Below are 18,899 nucleotides of genomic sequence, written 5' to 3'. Positions count from 1 at the left end.
TTTCCGGCCTTCGGACCCGGAACTTTTGTTCTCTGCAATGGTGCAACAGATCCGCACTCCGCGATCCCGGATCCAAAACCCGGCATCAGATGGCACAGTTCTGCCGCGAGGGCGAATACTGTGTGGGAACAACGTCATTTCGATCTCCAAAAAAATCGAATTCCCAATGCGGGAATAAGCTGAAAGGTTTGAAACTTAGCTTTGGACTCTGGGAGCCGTAGCGGTTAAAGAACGATTGTCAGACAAGATATATAAAACTCTGGCCTTCTGTCAAGAAAAATTTTCCTCTCGTCAGATCTGGCCGCAGATATCAGGTCAGTACCATCTCTGCGGTTGTCCGATATAACAAGACCGTCTTTCATATATGCGACACGGGAACCTTGACTCGTGAGCTGGCTTATATCTTCCGTTCCTGCTTTCGTCGAAACAAGCGATTAATTGATCGGATCGGGCCGCGGCGGCAAGAAGATGTTGGCGTGGTCGGCTGGTTCTGCAAGCGAAGACGGGCTGAAACCCCACCTGCGGCCTGAGGCCGCCGGTCTTTGCAATTCCTGAGGCTGGTCTCTGCTATCGCCTGGCTATGTCTGCATCTCCTAAGGCGATCCTTTGTGGACGATCAAACAACGTATCAATCCGCATCAACGGGTATCGGCACGGATAAGAGTGGAAAAAAGCGTAAGGTGTTTAACACACGGGCATGACAGACCGGAAAAATTTCCGCATCTGTGGAAAATCGGGTAAGTGATCAGGAAAAGATGCGTTAGCGGAAGATCGTTTAGGACATCTGTTCTAAACAGATACAAAATTTATCTAACAATGGAGCAAAGTTAGGAAACGACCTATTCTCTCTCGCCGGTCATGCCCCGTGATATCTCTGAGATCGTGAAACTCAATCTCCGATGCTTCTATGATGGAGATAATTACTCAAAACAAACGTTCAATTACCTTCTCAATGAACCAAGGGGATTGAGCTATAAGGCGATAACGCGCGAAGGTTCAATAGTAGCGTTCCTGTTTGTACTGGTAAATGCCGACGGTACCGCCCATGTAACGACGGTCGGAGTTGACCCAAGACACCGACGCAGAGGTCTGGCGAAAAGGCTATTGCTTCATTTGGAAACGGTCCTTCTTCAAAAGGGGATCTCAACAATTGTTCTTGAGGTCCGTGTCGGCAATCATCCGGCCCAGAGGCTTTACAATAGTTTGGGATATACGATCACCCAGAGGGTAAGCAAATATTACAACAACGGCGAGGACGGCTTTCTAATGGTCAGATCGCTTGCCTAATACAGAGTAAAGACCCACCGTGAAACTTGAACTTCCTACCATCTATCCGATAACGGACAGAGCGATCCTCGGCATTCCGCATTCGGAACAGGTACGACGCCTTGCGGGCGCGGGTGCCCGTTTTATCCAACTCCGCGACAAGACTATGCCTTCAGGAGAACTTCTTTATGAAGCAAAGAATGCTCTTGAAGAGGCTAAAAAGCATAATGCCCGCCTGATCATAAATGACCGCGCTGACATCGCTCTTCTTGCCGGCGCGGACGGCGTTCATCTTGGCCAGGATGATCTTTCACCAAAAGAAGCCAGGAAACTGCTTGGAGAAAATGCGATCATCGGGATCTCTACTCATTCGCTGGAACAGGCCAGTGCAGCCGCCGATGAACCAATTGATTACATTGCCATCGGCCCCATTTTTGCGACTGAAACAAAATCGGATACTTTACCGGTCGTCGGCCTTGAGGGGGTTCGAAATGTAAGGTCGGTGATCAAGAATGTTCCACTCGTAGCAATTGGTGGAATACAAAAGATTAACGTTAGAGACGTTATCGATGCGGGAGCAAGCTCGGCTGCCGTTATTTCAGCCTTGGCTCATCCAAAAGATAATATTGAAAAAGCATTTCGAGATCTGCTTATCTCAATATCAGGAAAATAGTCCCGATTGTTTAACAGCGCATAAATTTATCTTGCAATTGTTGAATGCATAGGTGATAATTTATCTGTTTACGGTTCTGCCGTGGACGCCAACCGTTGGCCGCCTCAGCGGCACTCACCTTTGTTGTTCTATCTTCAGGAGTTACCCGCCAAATGAGTTTGCTGGACGTAGCACCCATCATTGAGCAGATGCTGCTCATTTCAGACAATGTAAGCGACCTGAACTTCTCTTGTGGACAAAAGCCGCAGGTGGAGATAAACGGAACGTTATACCCTGCGACGCCTCTCGGGCTTGGCCGCCTTACCGCATATCAAACGGAAACTATCGCGATGGCGATCCTTCGCGATAATCCGGACGCGGCACGGCAGCTTGCAAAGACGCGGACCGCGGACCTAAGCTACGCCCTTCCCGGAAAATGCCGTTTCCGGGTAAATATCTTCCAACAGAGAAATTCTTATTCGATCGTGATGCGTGTGATCCCGCACGACATACCGAGTTTCGAACAGCTGAACATACCGCTGCAGTTAAAAGAGATCTGCAACATCCGCAACGGTGTTGTTCTGCTGACCGGACCGACAGGTTCCGGGAAAAGTTCGACGTTGGCTGCGATAATCGATCAGATAAACGAGACGAAAAGTTATCACATAGTTACGATCGAAGACCCGATCGAATTTCTCCATAATCACAAGAAAAGCACCATCAACCAACGCGAGGTCGGAGCAGACACGAAGGATTTTGCCTCGGCTCTCCGTGCCGCATTACGACAGGCTCCGAAGGTGATCTTGGTTGGTGAGATGCGCGACCTTGAAACGACAGAGATAGCACTTGAGGCCGCCGAGACCGGCCACCTTGTGCTATCTACGCTTCATACGATAGATGCTTCAAAAACCATCGATCGAATAATTGGCCTCTATCCAAAGAACGAAGAACGCGTGATCCGGACAAGGCTAGCACAAACGTTCCGTTACATAGTTTCTCAGCGCCTGATTCCGCGAGCTGACGGAAAGGGACGTATCGCCGCGGTCGAAATCATGAAATCTAACCCGCGTACCCGCGAATATATTGAGAAAGGTGAGAGCGAGGGCAAGACCCTTCTGGACGCGATCCGTGATGGTGAGATAGACGGCATGCAGGACTTTGATAGCGTTATCAAGAAGATGATCGAAGAGAAGGTAATCACGCTTGAGGACGGACTTTCTTACGCGACAAACCAAAACAACCTTCTGCTTCAGCTAAAAGGGCTTTCGTCGACGGAAGATTACATCAATCAGAACAACCTTAACCGCCCGGCGGTCGAAGCCATCGCGCCGCCACCTGTTGTGAACAGTTCCAGTTCGGTCCTGGATCTAATGGAGTGAGCTTTGTCATGAAGCCGCCTGTCAAACCACGGTTCTATTGAACAAGGAACTTCAAGAAATATGATCATTCGCTGTGACAATTGTTCTGTTTCGCTTCAACTCGATGAAGCAAAAGTGCCGAGCGGAAATTTTACCGTTCGTTGTCCTCGTTGCCAGAATATGCTTCGTGCGAATAAGGACGCTAATGGCGATGTTTCACCGACCGTAAAACAGCTCGCCGATAATAAGCCCGCGCCCGCAACACCCGACGGCAGCGCACAATTTGCAGAGAAGGCGTCTGAGTTCGAGATAAACAGTGCTCTTCGTTCGCTGCTTGCAGCACTTCAATCGGGAAAGGAACTTTTGGACAAGGATGAGGACGTTGCAGCAAAGCCGAGACGCGTTCTGCTCTGCCTTGGACAAAAGCGTGAAGAGATCGCAAAGATACTCGCCGACGCTGGCTATCGGGTTTATATCGCCGATACACCGGCACAGGCGAATGAACGCCTGCGCGACGGGAAAACAGAGATCGTCATATTCTCACCAGATTTCGCAGCGGAATACGGCGGAGCCGCGATCATCCAGCAGAAGGCGAATGCGATGTATTCATCAGAGCGAAGAAGGCTTTATCTGGTCTCGATCGAGGACGATGGGACGACTATGAATGCACACGATGCGTTCTTGCGAAATCTAAATCTGATAGTTAATTCCGGTGACATCGCTCAGCTTCCGCTTATTCTGAACCGAGCTCTAAGCGATTATAACGATCTATACCATTACCTGAATCAGGGCCTCGGCGTTGAACCTATTTGATCATTCAAAGGCCGTTCGAAGGAGTTCTCCCAGCGGCCTTCACGACATTGTAGGGGCAGAATACTGTCCGGTCCATCTGCTTTTCCCGGGCAAGAGTTCCTCGGGCAGCCATATTAGCTGCCCCTACAATCTAGAATATTCACGGCGATCAATTTAGCGAGGCGAGATCACAAACCAGCATCTCCATTTGCATTCGAGCTCCGTACGTGCCACCGCCAAGTGAATTCTTGATAGCAAGATCAACATCCGCAATCCGTCCAACAGCATACAATAGATCCTGCATGGGTGTCCGCCGTGCCGCGGCGAAAAATGCTTCCTGGTCGCTGTACCTTAGCCTGACTGAGTTCGCAACCTCACGACGGTCACGCCCCTGATCCATCATTTCTTTCGCAATGATCAGCCGGCGATAATTTGAACCGAGCAGGCCGAGCAGCATAAGCGGTTCTGCACCGTCGTTAAGCATCTGAGCCAAAGCGATCGCCGCCTGCTTAGGGCGTCGGCCTATCAGATGTCCCGTCAGCGAAAAGTTATCAACTTCGCGTGTTCGAGAGATAAATTGCTCGACGAGTTCAACTGAGATCTTGCCTTCCGGCATCGAGGCCGCGGCGAGCTTCTTGATCTCGGTCGAAAGCTTTACAAGGTCAGGATCGGTCATCGAGATCAAATAGCGTATCGCCTCCGGTTCCGCCGTCACACCTTCTTCCTGGAACATCTTGGCAAGACGTGCAAAAAGTTCCTTTCCTTCCAGCGGCTTGAACTCGACCACAACAGCATGTTTTTCAAGAAGCTTGGCTAGCTTCCGATTTCCGTTCAATTCTTCTCCGACAAAAATAAGCACTGATGTCGGATTCGGATTCTCAAGATAGCCGGCAACCAATTGTTCATGCTGTTCTTTCAGCGTATCGTTGGCCGCAGTAGAGGAAACACGAACATTCACTACTCGGACCGCACGTCTGGCAGCCATCATCGGGAGCTGATCTGCCGAAGCTAAGGCATCCCGAATGTTCTCAGGGTCTTCTAAGCTGAAGGTCGAGTCGTTAAAATCGCGCAGGTCGCCTTCACCGAAGCATCGATCGGCAATAGTGTTAGCAACAATATTCCGGAGGTGTCCCTCAGGACCATAAAGCACGTAAACGGGTTTAATGTCATTTGCCCGCAATTGCTGCCTTAATGTATCTATCGAGATCTTTGGCATTTGTAGCAATTATTTTCGTTCCTGTCTTACACCGATCCCATTAATAAAAGCCGATACGGCTGATTCGGCAAAGGCACGCGCAATGCGCTCGACGGCCGGATCTTCTTCGTCAAAAAATGAGCGCGGATCAGAAGAGAACTCGAACGAATCACGAAAAACGAAATTCTGGTTATCGAATAGGATCTTTTCCTCACGAAGGTCTCGTATCGTAACCGCGGCAACGATAGTTATCTCGTAAACGCGGGCCCGACCTTCGCGGTCAAGGAGCACGCCGGTGAAACTAAAATCGCGGATCTTGCCTTCGATCACCGCATCGGCCCCTTTAGCAGTTCCCTGAACACGCAATCCGCCGCCCCGTTTTATCACCTCACGGATAACCGCATCGGTAAATCGAGTCTCGACCCTGTATCTAAGTCCTTTTGCCTCATACTGAAATGCCGGAACGCCGACCGTCTTGATGTGCTTCGGAAGGCCCGAACTTGTAACTGGTTTATAGCACTCGGTAAAACCCGAAACTGAAAGAATAGTCAGCGCATACATTAGCCCTTTGAGGATATTCATAAAAATGTCTTTACAGCGTTTACTACCTTAAGGGCGTCGATGGTTTGTTTCACATCGTGAACCCGTAGGATCATCGCCCCATTCATTGCTGCGATTGTAGCCACAGCGATGCTTCCCACCACTCGCTTCTTCGGATCATTTTCACTCAAAAGTTTACCAATGAACGATTTCCGTGAAGCACCGATCAGCAGTGGATAACCATCAAAGTTGTTTACGAGTCTATCAATTTTGGCGATCAACTCTAAATTTTGCTCAGGCGATTTGCCAAAGCCGATGCCAATATCCATGGCAAGCTGATCAGGTGATACCCCGCGCTCGAGAGCCTGTTTAACCGAACATCGAAGTCCATTCATAACCTCGACCACAACATCTTCGACCGGCGGTTGGGAATGCAGCGTCTCAAACTCGCCGAGCGAGTGCATAAGCACCAGTCCAGATCCGGTCCGTGCGGCGAGCTCGGCAAGACCGGGATCCCATCGCAGCCCGGAAATATCGTTAATGATCTCTGCTCCGGCATCAAAAGCAACTTGTGCGACGGCCGCCTTGCTTGTATCGACCGACAAAGGGATATCGAATCGTTTTGCGAGCGCTCTTACTACTGGAACGACTCTTGCTATCTCTTCCTCTACAGTGATCCGTTTGCTTCCGGGCCTAGTAGATTCACCGCCAATATCAATAATGCTCGCGCCTTCGCTGATCATCTCTTCGACCCGATATAGGGCTGCTTCGACCGAGCCATAACTCCCGCCGTCCGAAAAACTGTCCGGCGTGAGATTTAGGATACCCATTACAATCGGAGCATCGATCTCAATGATCCTTTTTGCGGTTCGCCAGGAATACATATCGGACAAAGTAAAAAGATGAAAGGCAAAAGTAAAGCGTGGCCTTACCTTTGCCTATTTTGTCTAAAGCTGGTCAAAACGACTATGCTGTCGCAGGGTTATTCGGTGTAATAGGAGGAATTATCGGTTTTGCAAAGGCTTCCTTCACTTCTTCGGTCTCGGTCGTTCCGCTGTCGTCCGGAGTTGATGCTACCCGCTCCGGCGAATCAATCGGAAGCCCTGCAATAACCCGTTTCATCTGTTCCAGATCCAGCGATTCGTGCTCCAGAAGGGCATCTACGAGCCTTTCCATAGCTTCGCGATTGTCTTCTAGGATTTTTGTCGCCCGTTTGTATTGGGTCTCGATTATCTTATTGACCTCACGGTCGATCCTGATGGCCGTATCTTCGGAATAGTCCCGGTGCTGTGCGATCTCCCGGCCCAAGAAGATCTGCTCGTCTTTCTTGCCGAAGGCTAGCGGGCCAAGATCGGACATTCCGTATTGGCAGACCATTGCCCGGGCTATCTCCGTGGCTTTTTCAATATCGTTAGAAGCTCCGGTAGTAACGCGACCGATGAACAATTCCTCAGCAATGCGTCCGCCCATCGAGTTAGCGATCATTGCTTCGAGCTCTTCCTTAGTTCGTCCGAGAACATCCTGTTCTGGCAGGAAGAAGGTAACACCGAGAGCCCGTCCACGCGGTACGATCGTTACCTTGTGAACCGGATCGCTTTCAGGAATATTCATTCCCACAAGGGCGTGCCCTGCTTCATGGATCGCCGTCAGGCGACGTTCCTTGTCAGACATCACCATGCTGCGACGTTCGGGGCCCATCAAGACCTTATCCTTAGCAAATTCAAGATCACGGAGCGTAACAACCTTGTTATTATTTCTGGCCGCGATCAGCGCAGCCTCATTAACGAGGTTGGCTAGGTCGGCTCCCGTAAAGCCCGGGGTTCCGCGTGCGATAACATTTACATCCACACCTTCGTCCAGCGGTATCTTTCGTGTATGGACTTTTAGAATGCCCTCACGACCGCGCACATCAGGATAGCCAACAACAACCTGCCGATCGAAACGTCCCGGTCGAAGCAGGGCGGGGTCGAGCACGTCCGGCCTGTTGGTCGAAGCCATTAGGATAACGCCATCGTTAGATTCGAAACCGTCCATTTCAACGAGCAGTTGATTAAGCGTCTGCTCGCGCTCGTCATGGCCGCCTCCGAGCCCCGCACCGCGGTGGCGTCCGACAGCATCAATCTCATCGATGAATATGATGCACGGGGCGTTCTTCTTGCCCTGTTCGAAAAGGTCGCGAACACGCGATGCTCCGACGCCTACGAACATCTCAACAAAGTCCGAACCCGAGATCGAAAAGAAGGGCACGTTTGCCTCACCTGCAACAGCTTTTGCAAGAAGTGTTTTGCCGGTTCCCGGCGGGCCCATCATTAGCACTCCCTTCGGGATCTTTCCGCCAAGCTTTTGGAACTTTTGCGGATCTTTAAGGAATTCGATTATTTCCTGGAGCTCTTCTTTGGGTTCGTCCACTCCGGCAACGTCCTTGAACGTTACGCGTTTCTGCTGATTGTTCAGAAGTTTTGCCTTTGATTTGCCGAAGCTCAAAGCTTTGTTTCCGCCGGCCTGCATTTGCCGAAGCGTGAATACAAGAAATCCGACAAGCAGCAAGAAGGGAAGAAGCTGAATGAGGAAAAGCCAGCCGAGACCGCTGGAAGCGGGCTCTTCGGTATACTTTATGACCGCGCTAGTACCTTCATTGGCCTTGTTGAATTCATCCATCTTGTCAACGAGCAGTTTTCGTGTTGCATCGCTGCCAAGTGAGGTAACGAACTTATTGCCGTCAGCATCGGTGAATTCAACACCTGATTGCTTTATCGCGGCCTCCTTAAAGTCCTTATTGTTGATGCGGGTGATTGCCTCATTTATTGCAAGTTCTTGCGGGGCCTTCGTTTGCTTACCCTGAAGGTAGTAAACAAGCAAAAGAGCTCCCGAAATGAGCATCATCCACATTAAGATCTGTCTAGCCTTTGAATTCAAACTTTAGCCTCCAAGATGCCTTCCATCAGATTCATTCGCAACAACTTTGTTTGATGAAAGCGAGCTTTGGCTCGTTGTTCGCGAATCGGGCATTGCCCAAGCGCGAACCGCAATCTTAAATTCTATGTGCGCGGGGGGCTTTTTTCAACCTTTATCTGCTCGAATACAAGGCGTCCGTTTCGTTTCGATACACGCCCACCCACTGGTAACTCGATCAGTTTACCGCTCTTTTTGCTCTGTACCAGGTCGGCAACTGCTTCGATATGCTTCAATTTCAAGCGCCGAAGGTCGCCATATCCAGTTTTTAGCCACTCCCGTATAGTCTTGAAAAGCTGGGGCCTTTCAAGGCTTTTCAGGTCGCGGAGGTATAATGTTGGTTGGGCGTCAGTGCTGGCTTTAACGGATGTTTCAGCCTTCGCCGCCGTGGCTTCTTTTGCATCCTCCTGCATCAACTCCGCGGTTCGGCATAGTGCGTCGACTATCTTCGGATTGACCTCTTCGAGTAGTGGTATCAAGGTCTTTCTTATCCATACGCGCCGAAATCTCAGATCTTCATTCATCGGATCTAGGCAGAAGGACATTTTCATTTCCCGACAGAAATTCTCGGTATCGACCCGTTTCGCCCAACGCATCATTGGCCGAACGATCGTTACCACAGCTTCGGTAAATGGCAGCAGCGGACCATTTTTGTCGTAGTGCGAAAGGCCACTTATTATTTTCTTCGGCTGCATCCCACCGAGCCCGTCAGACCCGCTTCCTCTGATGAGGTTCATCAAGACCGTCTCCGCCTGATCATTCATTGTGTGGCCAGTTAAGATATACTGAGTGTTAACATTCTCGGCAGTTCGCAGTAGAAATCGGTATCGTGCACGGCGAGCTTCTTGCTCCAAATTTCCCGGCGTCCGTTTCTTCCATTCGCTATGAGCAAGCTCAATCCTGCGTTCCTTTGTCAATCTTCGAACGTGCTCCAGATCACTTGCACTATCGTCGCGAAGTCTGTGATCAAAATGTGCCGCTACTATCCGGACCGATAGCTTCTTCTTTTTTCTAAGTTCATCTATCGCTAGCAGGAGAGCGATCGAATCGGCACCGCCCGAAACTGCGACTATGATCGCGGCGTCCTTCATAGGAAGATCAAGCCGACGCCATTCGGTGATCATTTTTCGAAGAAAGGAATGCACGAGAGGAGTTTAGCCATGAATACCGACAATTGCACGAAAATAATGCTCCAGGTCGAGGCTTATTGACCCTTGTCTTGTTTAGGTAACGCCGCTTTCTTCTGTAAAAGTATAGAGATACGGCCGGTGCATACAAGCTTACCGCGTTCATCGTGGCTTTCGATCTTCCATACGCTTAGCGTTCTACCGTGGCGTATAGGCTCGGCGGTAACAGTCAAACGTCCTCTGCTTACTGCTCTTAGGTGATTTGCATTTATCTCGATGCCGACCGGCGTTACCTTAGCCAGATCCGAACCTGCCACCACGCCGATCGACGCGGCAGTTTCAAAAAGATAGAGTGAAACACCGCCATTCATTATTCCAACGTATTGGTGAACCTTAGGTGTAACGGTCATCGTCAGCACAACGCGCTCCGGTTTTGCCTCAACGATCTCCACCCCAAGGAACTGCATTAGTTCATTTTCAGCAGTTTGTCTTAGTATTTCTGCCTTGTCCATCGTGTCTTTTCGAAGTAACCAATAAGAATAAAGCGAGAACTCGGAATCAGTGCGATCGAACTAAAAGATCGGGCATCAATGATCAAGCAAAGCTCTTGCTTTCTCAAGCGCCTCGCTTACGCATTCCGGAGCGGTTCCTCCGATGGCAGCCCGAGACGAGATGGAACTTTCGAGACTTAGAACAGCAAAAACATCATCATCTAACTCGGGGGCGATCTTCTTCATTTCGTCAATAGACAGCTCCTCAAGTTCTTTGTCTTTTTCGATTCCGATCAAAACCAGCTTCCCAACGGCTTCGTGGGCGGTGCGGAATGGCACGCCTTTTCGCACCAAATAGTCAGCCAGATCGGTCGCATTAAGATAGCCGGACTCGGCAGCTTTTCTTGCTCGATCTTCATTCAAAGACGCATTCTCAAGAACTATAGTTGCCGCTCGGAGCGATATCTGCACAGTATCAACAGTATCAAAGACCGCCTCTTTGTCTTCCTGCATATCCTTGTTATATGCAAGCGGAAGCCCTTTGATCATCGTCAAAAGAGAAATATTGTGTCCGAAAATGCGGCCGGCTTTGGCTCTCAATAATTCAAGAGCATCCGGATTCTTCTTTTGCGGCATTAGGCTCGAACCCGACGAGACGGCATCGCTCAATGAAATGAAACCGAATTCATCTGAGCAATAGATGATCAGATCCTCGGCAAGCCGCGAAAAAGGCCGACTTGTCATTCCCGGATTCAATGATGCCCACGTACATTTTCTCGAAACCGGTCAGCAGCTTTCTTCGGTCGATCTCCGTGATGCGAAAACTCCTCGGGAATTCGTTGAACGTATAAAGATTTTTGCCGCAAAGTTGCCGAAGGGGCGATGGATCTTGGGCGGAAAATGGGATCACGAGAACTGGACGCCGAATGATCTGCCGACTGCGGCCATGATCGATGCGGTGACCCCTGACAATCCGGTCTTTATTGATCGGCTAGACGGCCACATGGCACTTGCTAATAGTCTTGCGATGCGGCTCGCTGGGGTGAACAAAGACACAAAAGATCTTGACGGCGGCGAGATCGTTCGCGATACTGCCGGCAACCCGATGGGGGTTTTCAAGGATGCGGCGATGAGCTACGTGACCCGAGTCATCCCGGATCCGAGTTGGGAAGAACGCATTGAAGCCGCGCAGGCGGCGACAGATCATGCTGCGTCGCTTGGCGTAACCAGCGTTCAGGATATGTCGCTTGGAATAGATGTAGGTGTTTTCCAGGAACTGCTGCGCCGCGGAACACTGAAAACAAGGGTTTACGGCTGTTCGCCGCTTGGCGATTATCAGCGGTGGGAGCGAACCGGTGTTAGGCGCTCATTTGGCGATCCGATGCTCCGTGTTGGTTGCTTGAAAGGGTACGCAGACGGAAGTTTGGGGTCAACCACTGCCTGGTTCTTTGAGCCGTATCTTGACGCACCCAACAGCTTTGGCCTGGCGATGGCGGACGTAACGACCACGATGCCCCAAAACATCACAAATGCAGACAAGGCTGGGTTACAGATACGCATTCACGCCATCGGGGACCGTGCTAATGCTACAATCTTGGATCACTTTCAGGCTGTCGAACGTGCGAACGGACCCCAGGATCGGCGATTCACGATAGAACACGCTCAGCACGTCCGCATCGAGGATTTGAAGCGCTTTGCAGCTCAGCGCGTCGTTGCCTCGATGCAGCCATTTCACATAATCGATGATGGCCGCTGGGCATGGAAGCGATTGGATGAAAAGCGGCTTAAAGGAACCTATGCTTTCCGGACAATACTCGATTCAGGCGGCGTGCTTGCGTTCGGTTCGGATTCGCCCGTCGCACCGCTTAATCCGATCTGGGGTGTTTACGCCGCGGTTACGCGTCGCACCCTAGACGACAAGAACCCGACAGGATGGATCCCGGAACAGAAAATATCACTCGAAGAAACGATTCGAGCGTTTACATGGGGATCTGCGTATGCAGAGTTCCAGGAATCGGCGAAGGGTACGCTGGAAGTCGGCAAGCTTGCTGACTTTGTGATCCTTTCGGATGATATATTCTCTATCGATCCAGTAAAGATCTGGGACGTTAAAGTTGTGATGACGGTGGTTGACGGTAAGCCCGTTTACGAGGCGAAGTGAGATCATTTTTCGGTGTTCTCATTTTGACTTTGCTCTTAGCAGACATCGCGATCGGACAGACGGCCGCGGATCTTGTGATAGTGAATGGAGACGTCAGGACGATGTCGCCAAAGCAGCCGAAGGCGGAGGCGGTTGCGGTTATCGGCAATAGGATCGTCGCAGTCGGGTCTGATGAGAACATTAGAAAATTAATCTCTTCTGCGACTCGCGTGATCGATGCGGACGGCGGTACCGTTCTCCCCGGATTCAATGATTCGCACGTACATTTCATGGCGATCGGAAATAAGTTCTCGTCGTTCGATCTTAAAGACGTCGCGAATACAAGTTCATTCTTCGAGAAGCTCGAACTCTACACGCGATATTTGCCGAAGGGCCGCTGGATACTCGGAAGCGGTGGAAGGAAAGATCTCTTTAACAATATTCCGTTCGAAAAGCTCGATACTCTTTCCCCAAACAACCCCGTTTTCATATACGGTGCGGACAGAAGCGTGGCGATCGCAAACTCTGCAGCCTTAAATGCTGCTCTGATCAGGGACACTCGACCCGGGATCATAAGTGGCCCCGTTCTCGAACGGGTCAGGCATTATGTACCTGCGGATCATACGCGCCGATGGAGCGAGATCGCGGAAACCGCTTCGAACTATACCGTCAGTTTTGGGATAACCAGCGTTCATGACACACATTCCGATGACCATGCAGAACTATACAAAGAACTTGCACGTAATGGACGCTTGAAGGTCCGCATCTATGATTGCTTTGATCTCTCTGCGTGGAAGGTTTACAAGGGAGATTTGAATAACGCCGCTTCAGAATCTGCGATGGTGCGGGCCGGCTGTTTGAAAGGAACTGCCGAAGTTGAAGGCCAAGCCATTCTTGATCTCAAGCGGGATGTTATTGGTGCGGACAAGGCAGGATCTCAAGTTCTACTGCACGCTATCGGGTCTCGGGCGATAAGAGTCGCCGTAGATGTCTTCGAGGCGGCTATCCGCGAGAACGGCGCTCGGGACAGACGTTTTCGCATTGAGCACGCCGAACGCGCCGCTGTTGAGGACCTAAAGCGGATGGCTCGGCTCGGCATCATTGCATCAGTCCAGCCTTATCTGTTTGGTGGTCGTATGGGGAATGCAGGCTTTTATCGGAGCTTGATGGATGAAGGCATTCAGATCGCGTTCGGGTCAGATGCTCCGATGACCGAGATCGATCCGTTGCTGACGATCCAGGCATCCGTGGGAAGTTCGGGCCGCATCGGACTTTCAATAGATGAGGCACTCTATGCGCATACCGTTAGCTCTGCATACGCCGAATTCAGAGAAGACATAAAAGGATCGCTACAAAACGGAATGTTGGCAGACATCGTTGTTCTGGAAAGGACAACAAATAACACCTCGGGTCTAGTTGGGCGAGTACTGTTTACGGTAGTTGACGGAAGGGTGGTCTATCAGGCACATTAAAGTTTGATCAGCGGTAAATTTTTTGAGGTTTAAAGTATAAGTTATGTATCGTTTTGGTTTTATATTAGCTGCCTTTATTCTGCTGTGTGCCCCCGCTTTGGCACAGGATGAGTTGAACAGCAAAGGTGAGCCTGTCCATCGCAGCCAACAGAATGCGCCGGTCGATCTAAAGAAAGGCGAGAAGATAACCCGCGGCGCGGAGCTTGCGAATAACGTGAAAAGAGTCAAGGTCGAAAAAGCACTTTCGAACCCGACGGAATACGCTGACAAGACCGTTGAGGTAGAGGGGATCATTGTACGGTCCTGCAAAACTGAAGGCTGCTGGATGGAGATGGCCGATAAGGAAGGCGGCAGATCCGTTCGCGTAACCTTCGGCGATCATGCCTTCTTTATTCCCCTGAATGCCGCGGGAATGAAGGTCAAAGCTCAGGGTGTTTTCAAGACAAAGATATTGCCAAAAGATAAGGTGGATCATCTTATCAACGATGATGGAGCTGTCTTTGAGAATCGGAATCCGGACGGATCGGTCACGGAAGTTTCCTTTGATGCGACCGGTGTTGTTCTAACAAAAACAGAGTAAGGCTTGATCATAATTGTTAACACGTGCATCCCGCGTGGGCTATATATGCCAACGCGGGATCTTATTTGGGTTCTTCGATCAAGCCGGTCGGCGGCCATCCACAATGGCACTACGCATTGTGATAGAATCATCTGAAGTTCCTGATACCTTTTCGGAGGCGTGTAGCAAAGTGAAAATTGCATCGATAATTGCGATCGTGCTCGGAGCCTTGGGTTCGGTACTCGGTCTCCTTGTTCTTGGGATCTCTTTGGCACTGCCGGAGCTGACCAGCGGGAAGACAAGCTGGGACGAGGCGATGCTGGGAATTATCCCCGGTGCCATTTTGATGGTGCTTTCATTTCTGCTTTTCGTGATAGGGGTAGTAGTGTTTTTCGTCGCCCGCAAGAAAAAGCCGCACTAAGTTACCTCGTGATCTCTGATGAAGTCGTTTTACGTAAGAGATGTTTTGATCGATCCACCGCTTATCCTCTCGCCAATGGCGGGCGTCACTGATTACGTTTTTCGGCGACTTATAAAGCGACGCGGCGGTGTTGGTCTGGTCGTGTCGGAATTCATCTCGGTCGAGGGGTTGACACGGGGTAATCCCAAATCAAAGCGGCAGATGCGTTTTGACCAGGAGGAACGGCCATTCGCCGTTCAGATATTCGGCGGACGTCCGGAACGGATGGCTATGGGAGCGGAAATGGCCGAAGAGGTCGGTGCCGATATCCTCGACGTAAATTGTGGATGCCCCGCGCCAAAGGTTGTGAAGAACGGTGGCGGTTCGGGTCTTCTTCGCGAACCAGGCCGGCTGGAGGAGATATTGAAAGAAATAAAGCGGTCGATCTCAATACCTTTGACTCTCAAACTCAGGACGGGATATTCCGAATCGACGATAAACGTTGTTGACGTTGCAAAAATGGCAGAGCAGTGTGGCGTTGAGCATATACAAGTCCATGGCAGAACACGAGAACAGGGCTACAAAGGCTTGGCGAATTGGGACCTGATACGCCAGGTAAAGGAAGCAGTTTCAATTCCGGTATCCGGAAACGGAGATATAACGTCTATTGAATATGGGCTGCGGAAATGGCAACAGGCTGGAACCGATGGAATTCTGATCGGACGCGGGGCAATGCAGAACCCATGGATCTTCCGCCAATTTGCAGATGTATTGGCAGGACGGGAACCTTTTCAGCCTGATCTCGTGGAAAAGAAGGCTGTGCTTTTGGAGTTTTTCGAAATGTGTCTTGAGGAAATGCCTGAGATAGTCGCACTGGGTAAGATGAAGCAGCTTGCAGGCCAATTCACAAAAGGTCTTGTTGGCGGTGCGCAGTTCAGGCAAACGCTCTATCATTCGCATTCGGCCGATGAGATACTGGATAACATCACGGAATACTTTTCTACATTATCCTCAGGAAAAGCCTATGGGGACGGACAGGTTGAATCGGATGACGTATCCATAACGTCTTGTTCGCAATTTACAGATACGCGTTCGGGTTCAGTCACAGCAAGTGCCTGATAGTATTGGTTCGGAGTAGTTAAAATGTCTAAATACATTTCAATCGTTTTTATCGCAGGGATGCTGTCCCTATTTTTATCAAGCTTTGCATTAGCCCAGAAGCTTAAACCGGAAGAGATAATAGCTAAGCATCTGGACTCGATCGCGGCAGCCAATGTGCGGACCGCACGAAAGAATCTTATCGCGGTCGGGGATGTTACTGTTGATTACATTACCCAAAAGAACCCCTCCGCGACTGGTCGCGTTGTAATGGCTTCAGAAGGTAGGAAGATGTTTCTCGGGTTCAGCCTGAATGCATCGGATTACCCGATGGAGAAGATCATTTACGACGGCGGCCGTTCGCAAGTAGATTTTGTTAGGCCGGGAGCACGATCAGATCTCGGATCATTTTTGAACAGCAATGGCGATCTTTTGAACCAGGGGCTTTTGGGCGGAACTCTTACAACGGCGTGGGCATTGCTTAATTTAGATGAACTTCGGCCAAAACTTTCCGGCGGCGGGACAAAGAAGATCGACGGTGTCGAATGCTACTCGATCGGTTACTCACCCCGCGGCGGCAATGATCTGAACATTACGCTTTATTTTGAGAAAGATACTTTTCGCCACATCCGGACGGAGTACAGCCGTGTCATATCAGCCGCGATCGGGCGAACAATAGACACCTCCGCGAGGCAGCAGGAAACAAGGCTCCGGGTTGTTGAGACGTTCTCAGATTTCGGGCCGGTCGGGGAACTAACACTTCCAAAACATTACAAATTGCATTATTCGTTTTCAGGAAGCAGCGGCATCAAAGAAGTTTCCTGGACGTATAAGTTGCTTGAGTTTGCTGTAGATCAGAGCATGGATCCGAACACATTCGCTATTAACTAAAGAATGCGAAATAAAGAAATACTCGGCGGACTGTTTACTGTTGTATTGATATTTCTTTCGGTCGTTTGTGTTTCGGCTCAGCGGCGACCTGCTACAGTGCAGGAACAGCCGGCGGCGGAAAGTGGGATGAATGGATCAGCCGCTTATGCGGAGCTGATACTCAGGAAGACAGATCTGGAGTCAGAGCTCGACGCTCTTTTGGCTGATTATACTGAGGAATATCCTCGAGTTGCCGAACTGAGAGTTTCCATCGGGACCATCGAACGGGACATTAAGACCCTCTCATCAGTAAAGCCGGCTGATCAAGGTAAGTTAACGCAAGCTCTGGGAAGGCTGATGGTAAGAAGATCTGAACTCGAGACCGAGCTTTGGAAGCTTTCGCGAACGCTTGCCGATGAGCATCCGGAGATAAAGCGGGCAAAACGCAGGGTTGCGATCTTCGATAAGGCTATCAAGAGCATTTTGGACTGAGAAGGGAAGTTATCCTTTCTTAGAAACAAGCAATGCAGCTTCCTTCTTCGATACCTGCTTCGTTTCCGGTACTTTTATAACCACAAACTCCGAGGGGATGTCATCGAAAGTTACTTCGACTATGTCTCCAGTTGCGATACTGCGAGAGGCCTTGGCAGTTGTTCCGTTGACCCGGACGCGACCCTCTTGGCACGCGGCCGCGGCTGCAGTCCGACGCGATAGCAATCTTGAAAGCTTTAGAAAAATATCAAGCCTCATTAAACAGTTAGACCGAGCCAGCAGAGGTCTGGCCCGGCCTGTTTAGTATTGATCTAATATCAATTCTTAGTTGCCTTTTCGTTTCGTTCCTCTGCAAACAGAAGCGGTGCGACCAAGGGACGATATTCCTCATTGAGTTTTATGTAAGCATCCTTGCGGAGATTGGACATATATGCCTTTTGTGCTTCAGGAAAACGCGCCTGCAACATCGCCGAACGGACCGCGTTCTCATTGAACTCCGATTCGCTGCTGGCTGCCTCTCGGGCATCTACGCGAAGCAAGATGATACCAAGCTGATCGATCTCGATCGGCTCAGTAAATCCGCCTACCTTAACTCCGGCAAGCGGTTTGCTGATCACCTCTACTAAGTCGGCCACGACCAAGCGTTCTGCTTTACCTTGTCCCTGCGTAAGCTGGCCGGGATCTGAGTTCTCTTTTTGCAACTTTGCAAAATCCTCCCCTGCTCTAAGCCTGGTCAAAAGCTGCTTTGCGTTCTCACGGACAACGCCTTCATTGCGACCGGCAAAGCTTAGGAAGATCTCACTCACCGAGACAGTTTCGGGTTTCGTAAACCTTTGTTTGTTGGCCTCGTAGTAGGTCCGGACCTCGGAATTGGTTGGCCGCCAATATTCGGCCCGTTGAACTTCCTGCTGGATCACGAGGTCCCGCGTTATCTGCCGCCTCCATACATCGCGCATCTCCTGCGGGTTTATGCCCTGCCGTTCCATTTCCTGATATAAGGCTTCCAGGGTCTTGATGTTTGCGTTCTGCATTATCTCAAGCAGACGGCGATTTAATGTCGCATCGATCTCACTATCCAGCTTGATCTCTTTGGCACGCTGTAAGACCAGCTCCTCATTAATAAGATTCGCGATCAGCTCACCTTTCTTCTCTTCAAGGAGGCGTTCCGCCTCTTCGCGGCTTTTTCCTTCGGATACTTCCTGATCGATTATCGCCTTCATCTCACGCTTTACACGCGACAGAGTTATTACGCCTTCATTTACTTGTGCAATGACCTCATCGACAACGCGGATCTCGGTTTCCTGTGCCGATGCCGAAGCGGTAAAGGCGAATACTACGACCGCTAAAAGAGCTGCAATGCTGGGTTTGTTCATATGATATTAGTTCTCAACAACTTACTATTATACCTAAGATCGTTCGATGCGTTATTCCATTGGATGGTTTGTCCCGCATCATTTCAAAACAAATCTCGAAAAATGTCCTATTACGAATCTAG

The 18,899-nt window shown here is 50.2% G+C and carries 21 protein-coding genes; 12 read left to right on the top strand and 9 right to left on the bottom strand.

Features of this window, described 5'->3' with window-relative positions; translation table 11 throughout:
* Positions 1 to 380: 380 nt before the first annotated feature.
* From JVX88_RS05640 to JVX88_RS05620, 5 genes are all read left to right on the top strand, one after another.
* Entirely contained in the window at positions 381 to 530 is a 150-nt protein-coding gene (locus JVX88_RS05640; RefSeq protein WP_211626356.1) for a hypothetical protein, read from the top strand.
* A gap of 328 nt (positions 531 to 858) precedes the next feature.
* The gene (locus JVX88_RS05635) at positions 859 to 1,287 is read left to right on the top strand and encodes a GNAT family N-acetyltransferase (protein ID WP_211626355.1); all 429 of its coding nucleotides are present in this window, start codon (positions 859 to 861) and stop codon (positions 1,285 to 1,287) included.
* 19 nt (positions 1,288 to 1,306) lie between these two features.
* Positions 1,307 to 1,939 carry a thiamine phosphate synthase gene (gene thiE / locus JVX88_RS05630; RefSeq protein WP_211626354.1) on the top strand — a complete coding sequence of 211 codons (633 nt, stop codon included), beginning with the start codon at positions 1,307 to 1,309 and terminating at the stop codon, positions 1,937 to 1,939.
* 152 nt (positions 1,940 to 2,091) lie between these two features.
* Positions 2,092 to 3,297, top strand: a complete 1,206-nt coding sequence (locus tag JVX88_RS05625) for a type IV pilus twitching motility protein PilT (protein WP_211626353.1) — start codon at positions 2,092 to 2,094, stop codon at positions 3,295 to 3,297.
* Positions 3,298 to 3,357: 60 nt separating this feature from the next.
* Positions 3,358 to 4,089 carry a zinc-ribbon domain-containing protein gene (locus tag JVX88_RS05620; RefSeq protein ID WP_211626352.1) on the top strand — a complete coding sequence of 244 codons (732 nt, stop codon included), beginning with the start codon at positions 3,358 to 3,360 and terminating at the stop codon, positions 4,087 to 4,089.
* Between the two features lie 148 nt (positions 4,090 to 4,237).
* Here JVX88_RS05620 and holA read toward each other — a convergent pair whose 3' ends face one another.
* The 7 genes from holA to argH all read right to left on the bottom strand — a co-directional run bounded on the left by holA (position 4,238) and on the right by argH (position 11,117).
* Complete coding sequence (gene holA, locus JVX88_RS05615; protein ID WP_211626351.1) at positions 4,238 to 5,284, bottom strand: DNA polymerase III subunit delta; 1,047 nt, start codon at positions 5,282 to 5,284, stop codon at positions 4,238 to 4,240.
* A gap of 9 nt (positions 5,285 to 5,293) precedes the next feature.
* Positions 5,294 to 5,845 (bottom strand): LPS assembly lipoprotein LptE, encoded by a 552-nt coding sequence (gene lptE, locus JVX88_RS05610; RefSeq protein WP_211626350.1) that lies wholly within the window; start codon positions 5,843 to 5,845, stop codon positions 5,294 to 5,296.
* Entirely contained in the window at positions 5,842 to 6,687 is an 846-nt protein-coding gene (gene folP, locus JVX88_RS05605; RefSeq protein ID WP_211626349.1) for a dihydropteroate synthase, read from the bottom strand. Before folP ends, lptE begins: the two co-directional genes overlap by 4 nt.
* 82 nt (positions 6,688 to 6,769) lie before the next feature.
* On the bottom strand, positions 6,770 to 8,719 hold the full coding sequence (gene ftsH / locus JVX88_RS05600) for an ATP-dependent zinc metalloprotease FtsH (RefSeq protein WP_225931346.1): 1,950 nt from the start codon (positions 8,717 to 8,719) through the stop codon (positions 6,770 to 6,772).
* A 122-nt stretch (positions 8,720 to 8,841) separates the two neighbouring features.
* Positions 8,842 to 9,879 carry a tRNA lysidine(34) synthetase TilS gene (tilS, locus tag JVX88_RS05595; RefSeq protein ID WP_211626348.1) on the bottom strand — a complete coding sequence of 346 codons (1,038 nt, stop codon included), beginning with the start codon at positions 9,877 to 9,879 and terminating at the stop codon, positions 8,842 to 8,844.
* 80 nt (positions 9,880 to 9,959) lie between these two features.
* Positions 9,960 to 10,394, bottom strand: coding sequence for a PaaI family thioesterase (locus tag JVX88_RS05590; protein WP_211626347.1), 435 nt, complete (start codon positions 10,392 to 10,394; stop codon positions 9,960 to 9,962).
* A 75-nt stretch (positions 10,395 to 10,469) separates the two neighbouring features.
* The gene (gene argH / locus JVX88_RS05585; RefSeq protein ID WP_211626346.1) at positions 10,470 to 11,117 is read right to left on the bottom strand and encodes an argininosuccinate lyase; all 648 of its coding nucleotides are present in this window, start codon (positions 11,115 to 11,117) and stop codon (positions 10,470 to 10,472) included.
* On the opposite strand from argH, the gene JVX88_RS05580 reads away from it, so the two are divergent.
* Genes JVX88_RS05580 through JVX88_RS05550 form a run of 7 tightly spaced genes read left to right on the top strand, consistent with a single transcriptional unit; the run spans position 11,074 to position 17,404 of the window.
* Positions 11,074 to 12,534, top strand: a complete 1,461-nt coding sequence (locus tag JVX88_RS05580) for an amidohydrolase (protein WP_211626345.1) — start codon at positions 11,074 to 11,076, stop codon at positions 12,532 to 12,534. The two genes, argH and JVX88_RS05580, sit on opposite strands and share 44 nt — an antisense overlap.
* A complete protein-coding gene (locus JVX88_RS05575) occupies positions 12,531 to 13,985 on the top strand; it encodes an amidohydrolase (RefSeq protein WP_211626344.1) in 1,455 nt (484 codons plus the stop codon). The genes JVX88_RS05580 and JVX88_RS05575 overlap by 4 nt, the downstream gene beginning before the upstream one ends.
* Before the next feature lie 43 nt (positions 13,986 to 14,028).
* Positions 14,029 to 14,565 carry a DUF4920 domain-containing protein gene (locus JVX88_RS05570; RefSeq protein ID WP_211626343.1) on the top strand — a complete coding sequence of 179 codons (537 nt, stop codon included), beginning with the start codon at positions 14,029 to 14,031 and terminating at the stop codon, positions 14,563 to 14,565.
* Between the two features lie 13 nt (positions 14,566 to 14,578).
* Positions 14,579 to 14,965, top strand: coding sequence for a hypothetical protein (locus JVX88_RS05565; RefSeq protein ID WP_211626342.1), 387 nt, complete (start codon positions 14,579 to 14,581; stop codon positions 14,963 to 14,965).
* An 18-nt stretch (positions 14,966 to 14,983) separates the two neighbouring features.
* Positions 14,984 to 16,063: a tRNA dihydrouridine synthase DusB gene (dusB, locus tag JVX88_RS05560; protein WP_211626341.1), complete on the top strand. Its 1,080-nt coding sequence runs from the start codon at positions 14,984 to 14,986 to the stop codon at positions 16,061 to 16,063.
* A gap of 24 nt (positions 16,064 to 16,087) precedes the next feature.
* Positions 16,088 to 16,933, top strand: a complete 846-nt coding sequence (locus JVX88_RS05555; RefSeq protein ID WP_211626340.1) for a hypothetical protein — start codon at positions 16,088 to 16,090, stop codon at positions 16,931 to 16,933.
* 3 nt (positions 16,934 to 16,936) lie between these two features.
* Positions 16,937 to 17,404 (top strand): hypothetical protein, encoded by a 468-nt coding sequence (locus tag JVX88_RS05550; RefSeq protein WP_211626339.1) that lies wholly within the window; start codon positions 16,937 to 16,939, stop codon positions 17,402 to 17,404.
* A gap of 9 nt (positions 17,405 to 17,413) precedes the next feature.
* Here JVX88_RS05550 and JVX88_RS05545 read toward each other — a convergent pair whose 3' ends face one another.
* Together JVX88_RS05545 and JVX88_RS05540 are read right to left on the bottom strand one after the other, a co-directional pair.
* A complete protein-coding gene (locus tag JVX88_RS05545) occupies positions 17,414 to 17,662 on the bottom strand; it encodes a S4 domain-containing protein (protein WP_211626338.1) in 249 nt (82 codons plus the stop codon).
* Between the two features lie 59 nt (positions 17,663 to 17,721).
* Positions 17,722 to 18,777 carry a peptidyl-prolyl cis-trans isomerase gene (locus JVX88_RS05540; RefSeq protein ID WP_211626337.1) on the bottom strand — a complete coding sequence of 352 codons (1,056 nt, stop codon included), beginning with the start codon at positions 18,775 to 18,777 and terminating at the stop codon, positions 17,722 to 17,724.
* Between the last annotated feature and the right edge of the window lie 122 nt (positions 18,778 to 18,899).

The organism is Leptolyngbya sp. 7M (assembly GCF_018128485.1).
The sequence above is the reverse complement of the archived record's forward strand: the minus strand, read 5'-3'. Positions and strand labels throughout refer to the sequence as shown.

Coding starts and splice junctions, on each gene's coding strand:
- holA (WP_211626351.1), bottom strand. CDS start 5,284: ATGCCAAAGATCTCGATAGATACATTAAGGCAGCAATTGCGGGCAAAT.
- JVX88_RS05545 (WP_211626338.1), bottom strand. CDS start 17,662: ATGAGGCTTGATATTTTTCTAAAGCTTTCAAGATTGCTATCGCGTCGG.
- dusB (WP_211626341.1), top strand. CDS start 14,984: ATGAAGTCGTTTTACGTAAGAGATGTTTTGATCGATCCACCGCTTATC.
- JVX88_RS05550 (WP_211626339.1), top strand. CDS start 16,937: ATGCGAAATAAAGAAATACTCGGCGGACTGTTTACTGTTGTATTGATA.
- lptE (WP_211626350.1), bottom strand. CDS start 5,845: ATGAATATCCTCAAAGGGCTAATGTATGCGCTGACTATTCTTTCAGTT.
- JVX88_RS05580 (WP_211626345.1), top strand. CDS start 11,074: ATGATCAGATCCTCGGCAAGCCGCGAAAAAGGCCGACTTGTCATTCCC.
- tilS (WP_211626348.1), bottom strand. CDS start 9,879: ATGATCACCGAATGGCGTCGGCTTGATCTTCCTATGAAGGACGCCGCG.
- JVX88_RS05590 (WP_211626347.1), bottom strand. CDS start 10,394: ATGGACAAGGCAGAAATACTAAGACAAACTGCTGAAAATGAACTAATG.
- JVX88_RS05570 (WP_211626343.1), top strand. CDS start 14,029: ATGTATCGTTTTGGTTTTATATTAGCTGCCTTTATTCTGCTGTGTGCC.
- JVX88_RS05540 (WP_211626337.1), bottom strand. CDS start 18,777: ATGAACAAACCCAGCATTGCAGCTCTTTTAGCGGTCGTAGTATTCGCC.
- JVX88_RS05620 (WP_211626352.1), top strand. CDS start 3,358: ATGATCATTCGCTGTGACAATTGTTCTGTTTCGCTTCAACTCGATGAA.
- folP (WP_211626349.1), bottom strand. CDS start 6,687: ATGTATTCCTGGCGAACCGCAAAAAGGATCATTGAGATCGATGCTCCG.
- JVX88_RS05555 (WP_211626340.1), top strand. CDS start 16,088: ATGTCTAAATACATTTCAATCGTTTTTATCGCAGGGATGCTGTCCCTA.
- JVX88_RS05625 (WP_211626353.1), top strand. CDS start 2,092: ATGAGTTTGCTGGACGTAGCACCCATCATTGAGCAGATGCTGCTCATT.
- JVX88_RS05635 (WP_211626355.1), top strand. CDS start 859: ATGCCCCGTGATATCTCTGAGATCGTGAAACTCAATCTCCGATGCTTC.
- argH (WP_211626346.1), bottom strand. CDS start 11,117: ATGACAAGTCGGCCTTTTTCGCGGCTTGCCGAGGATCTGATCATCTAT.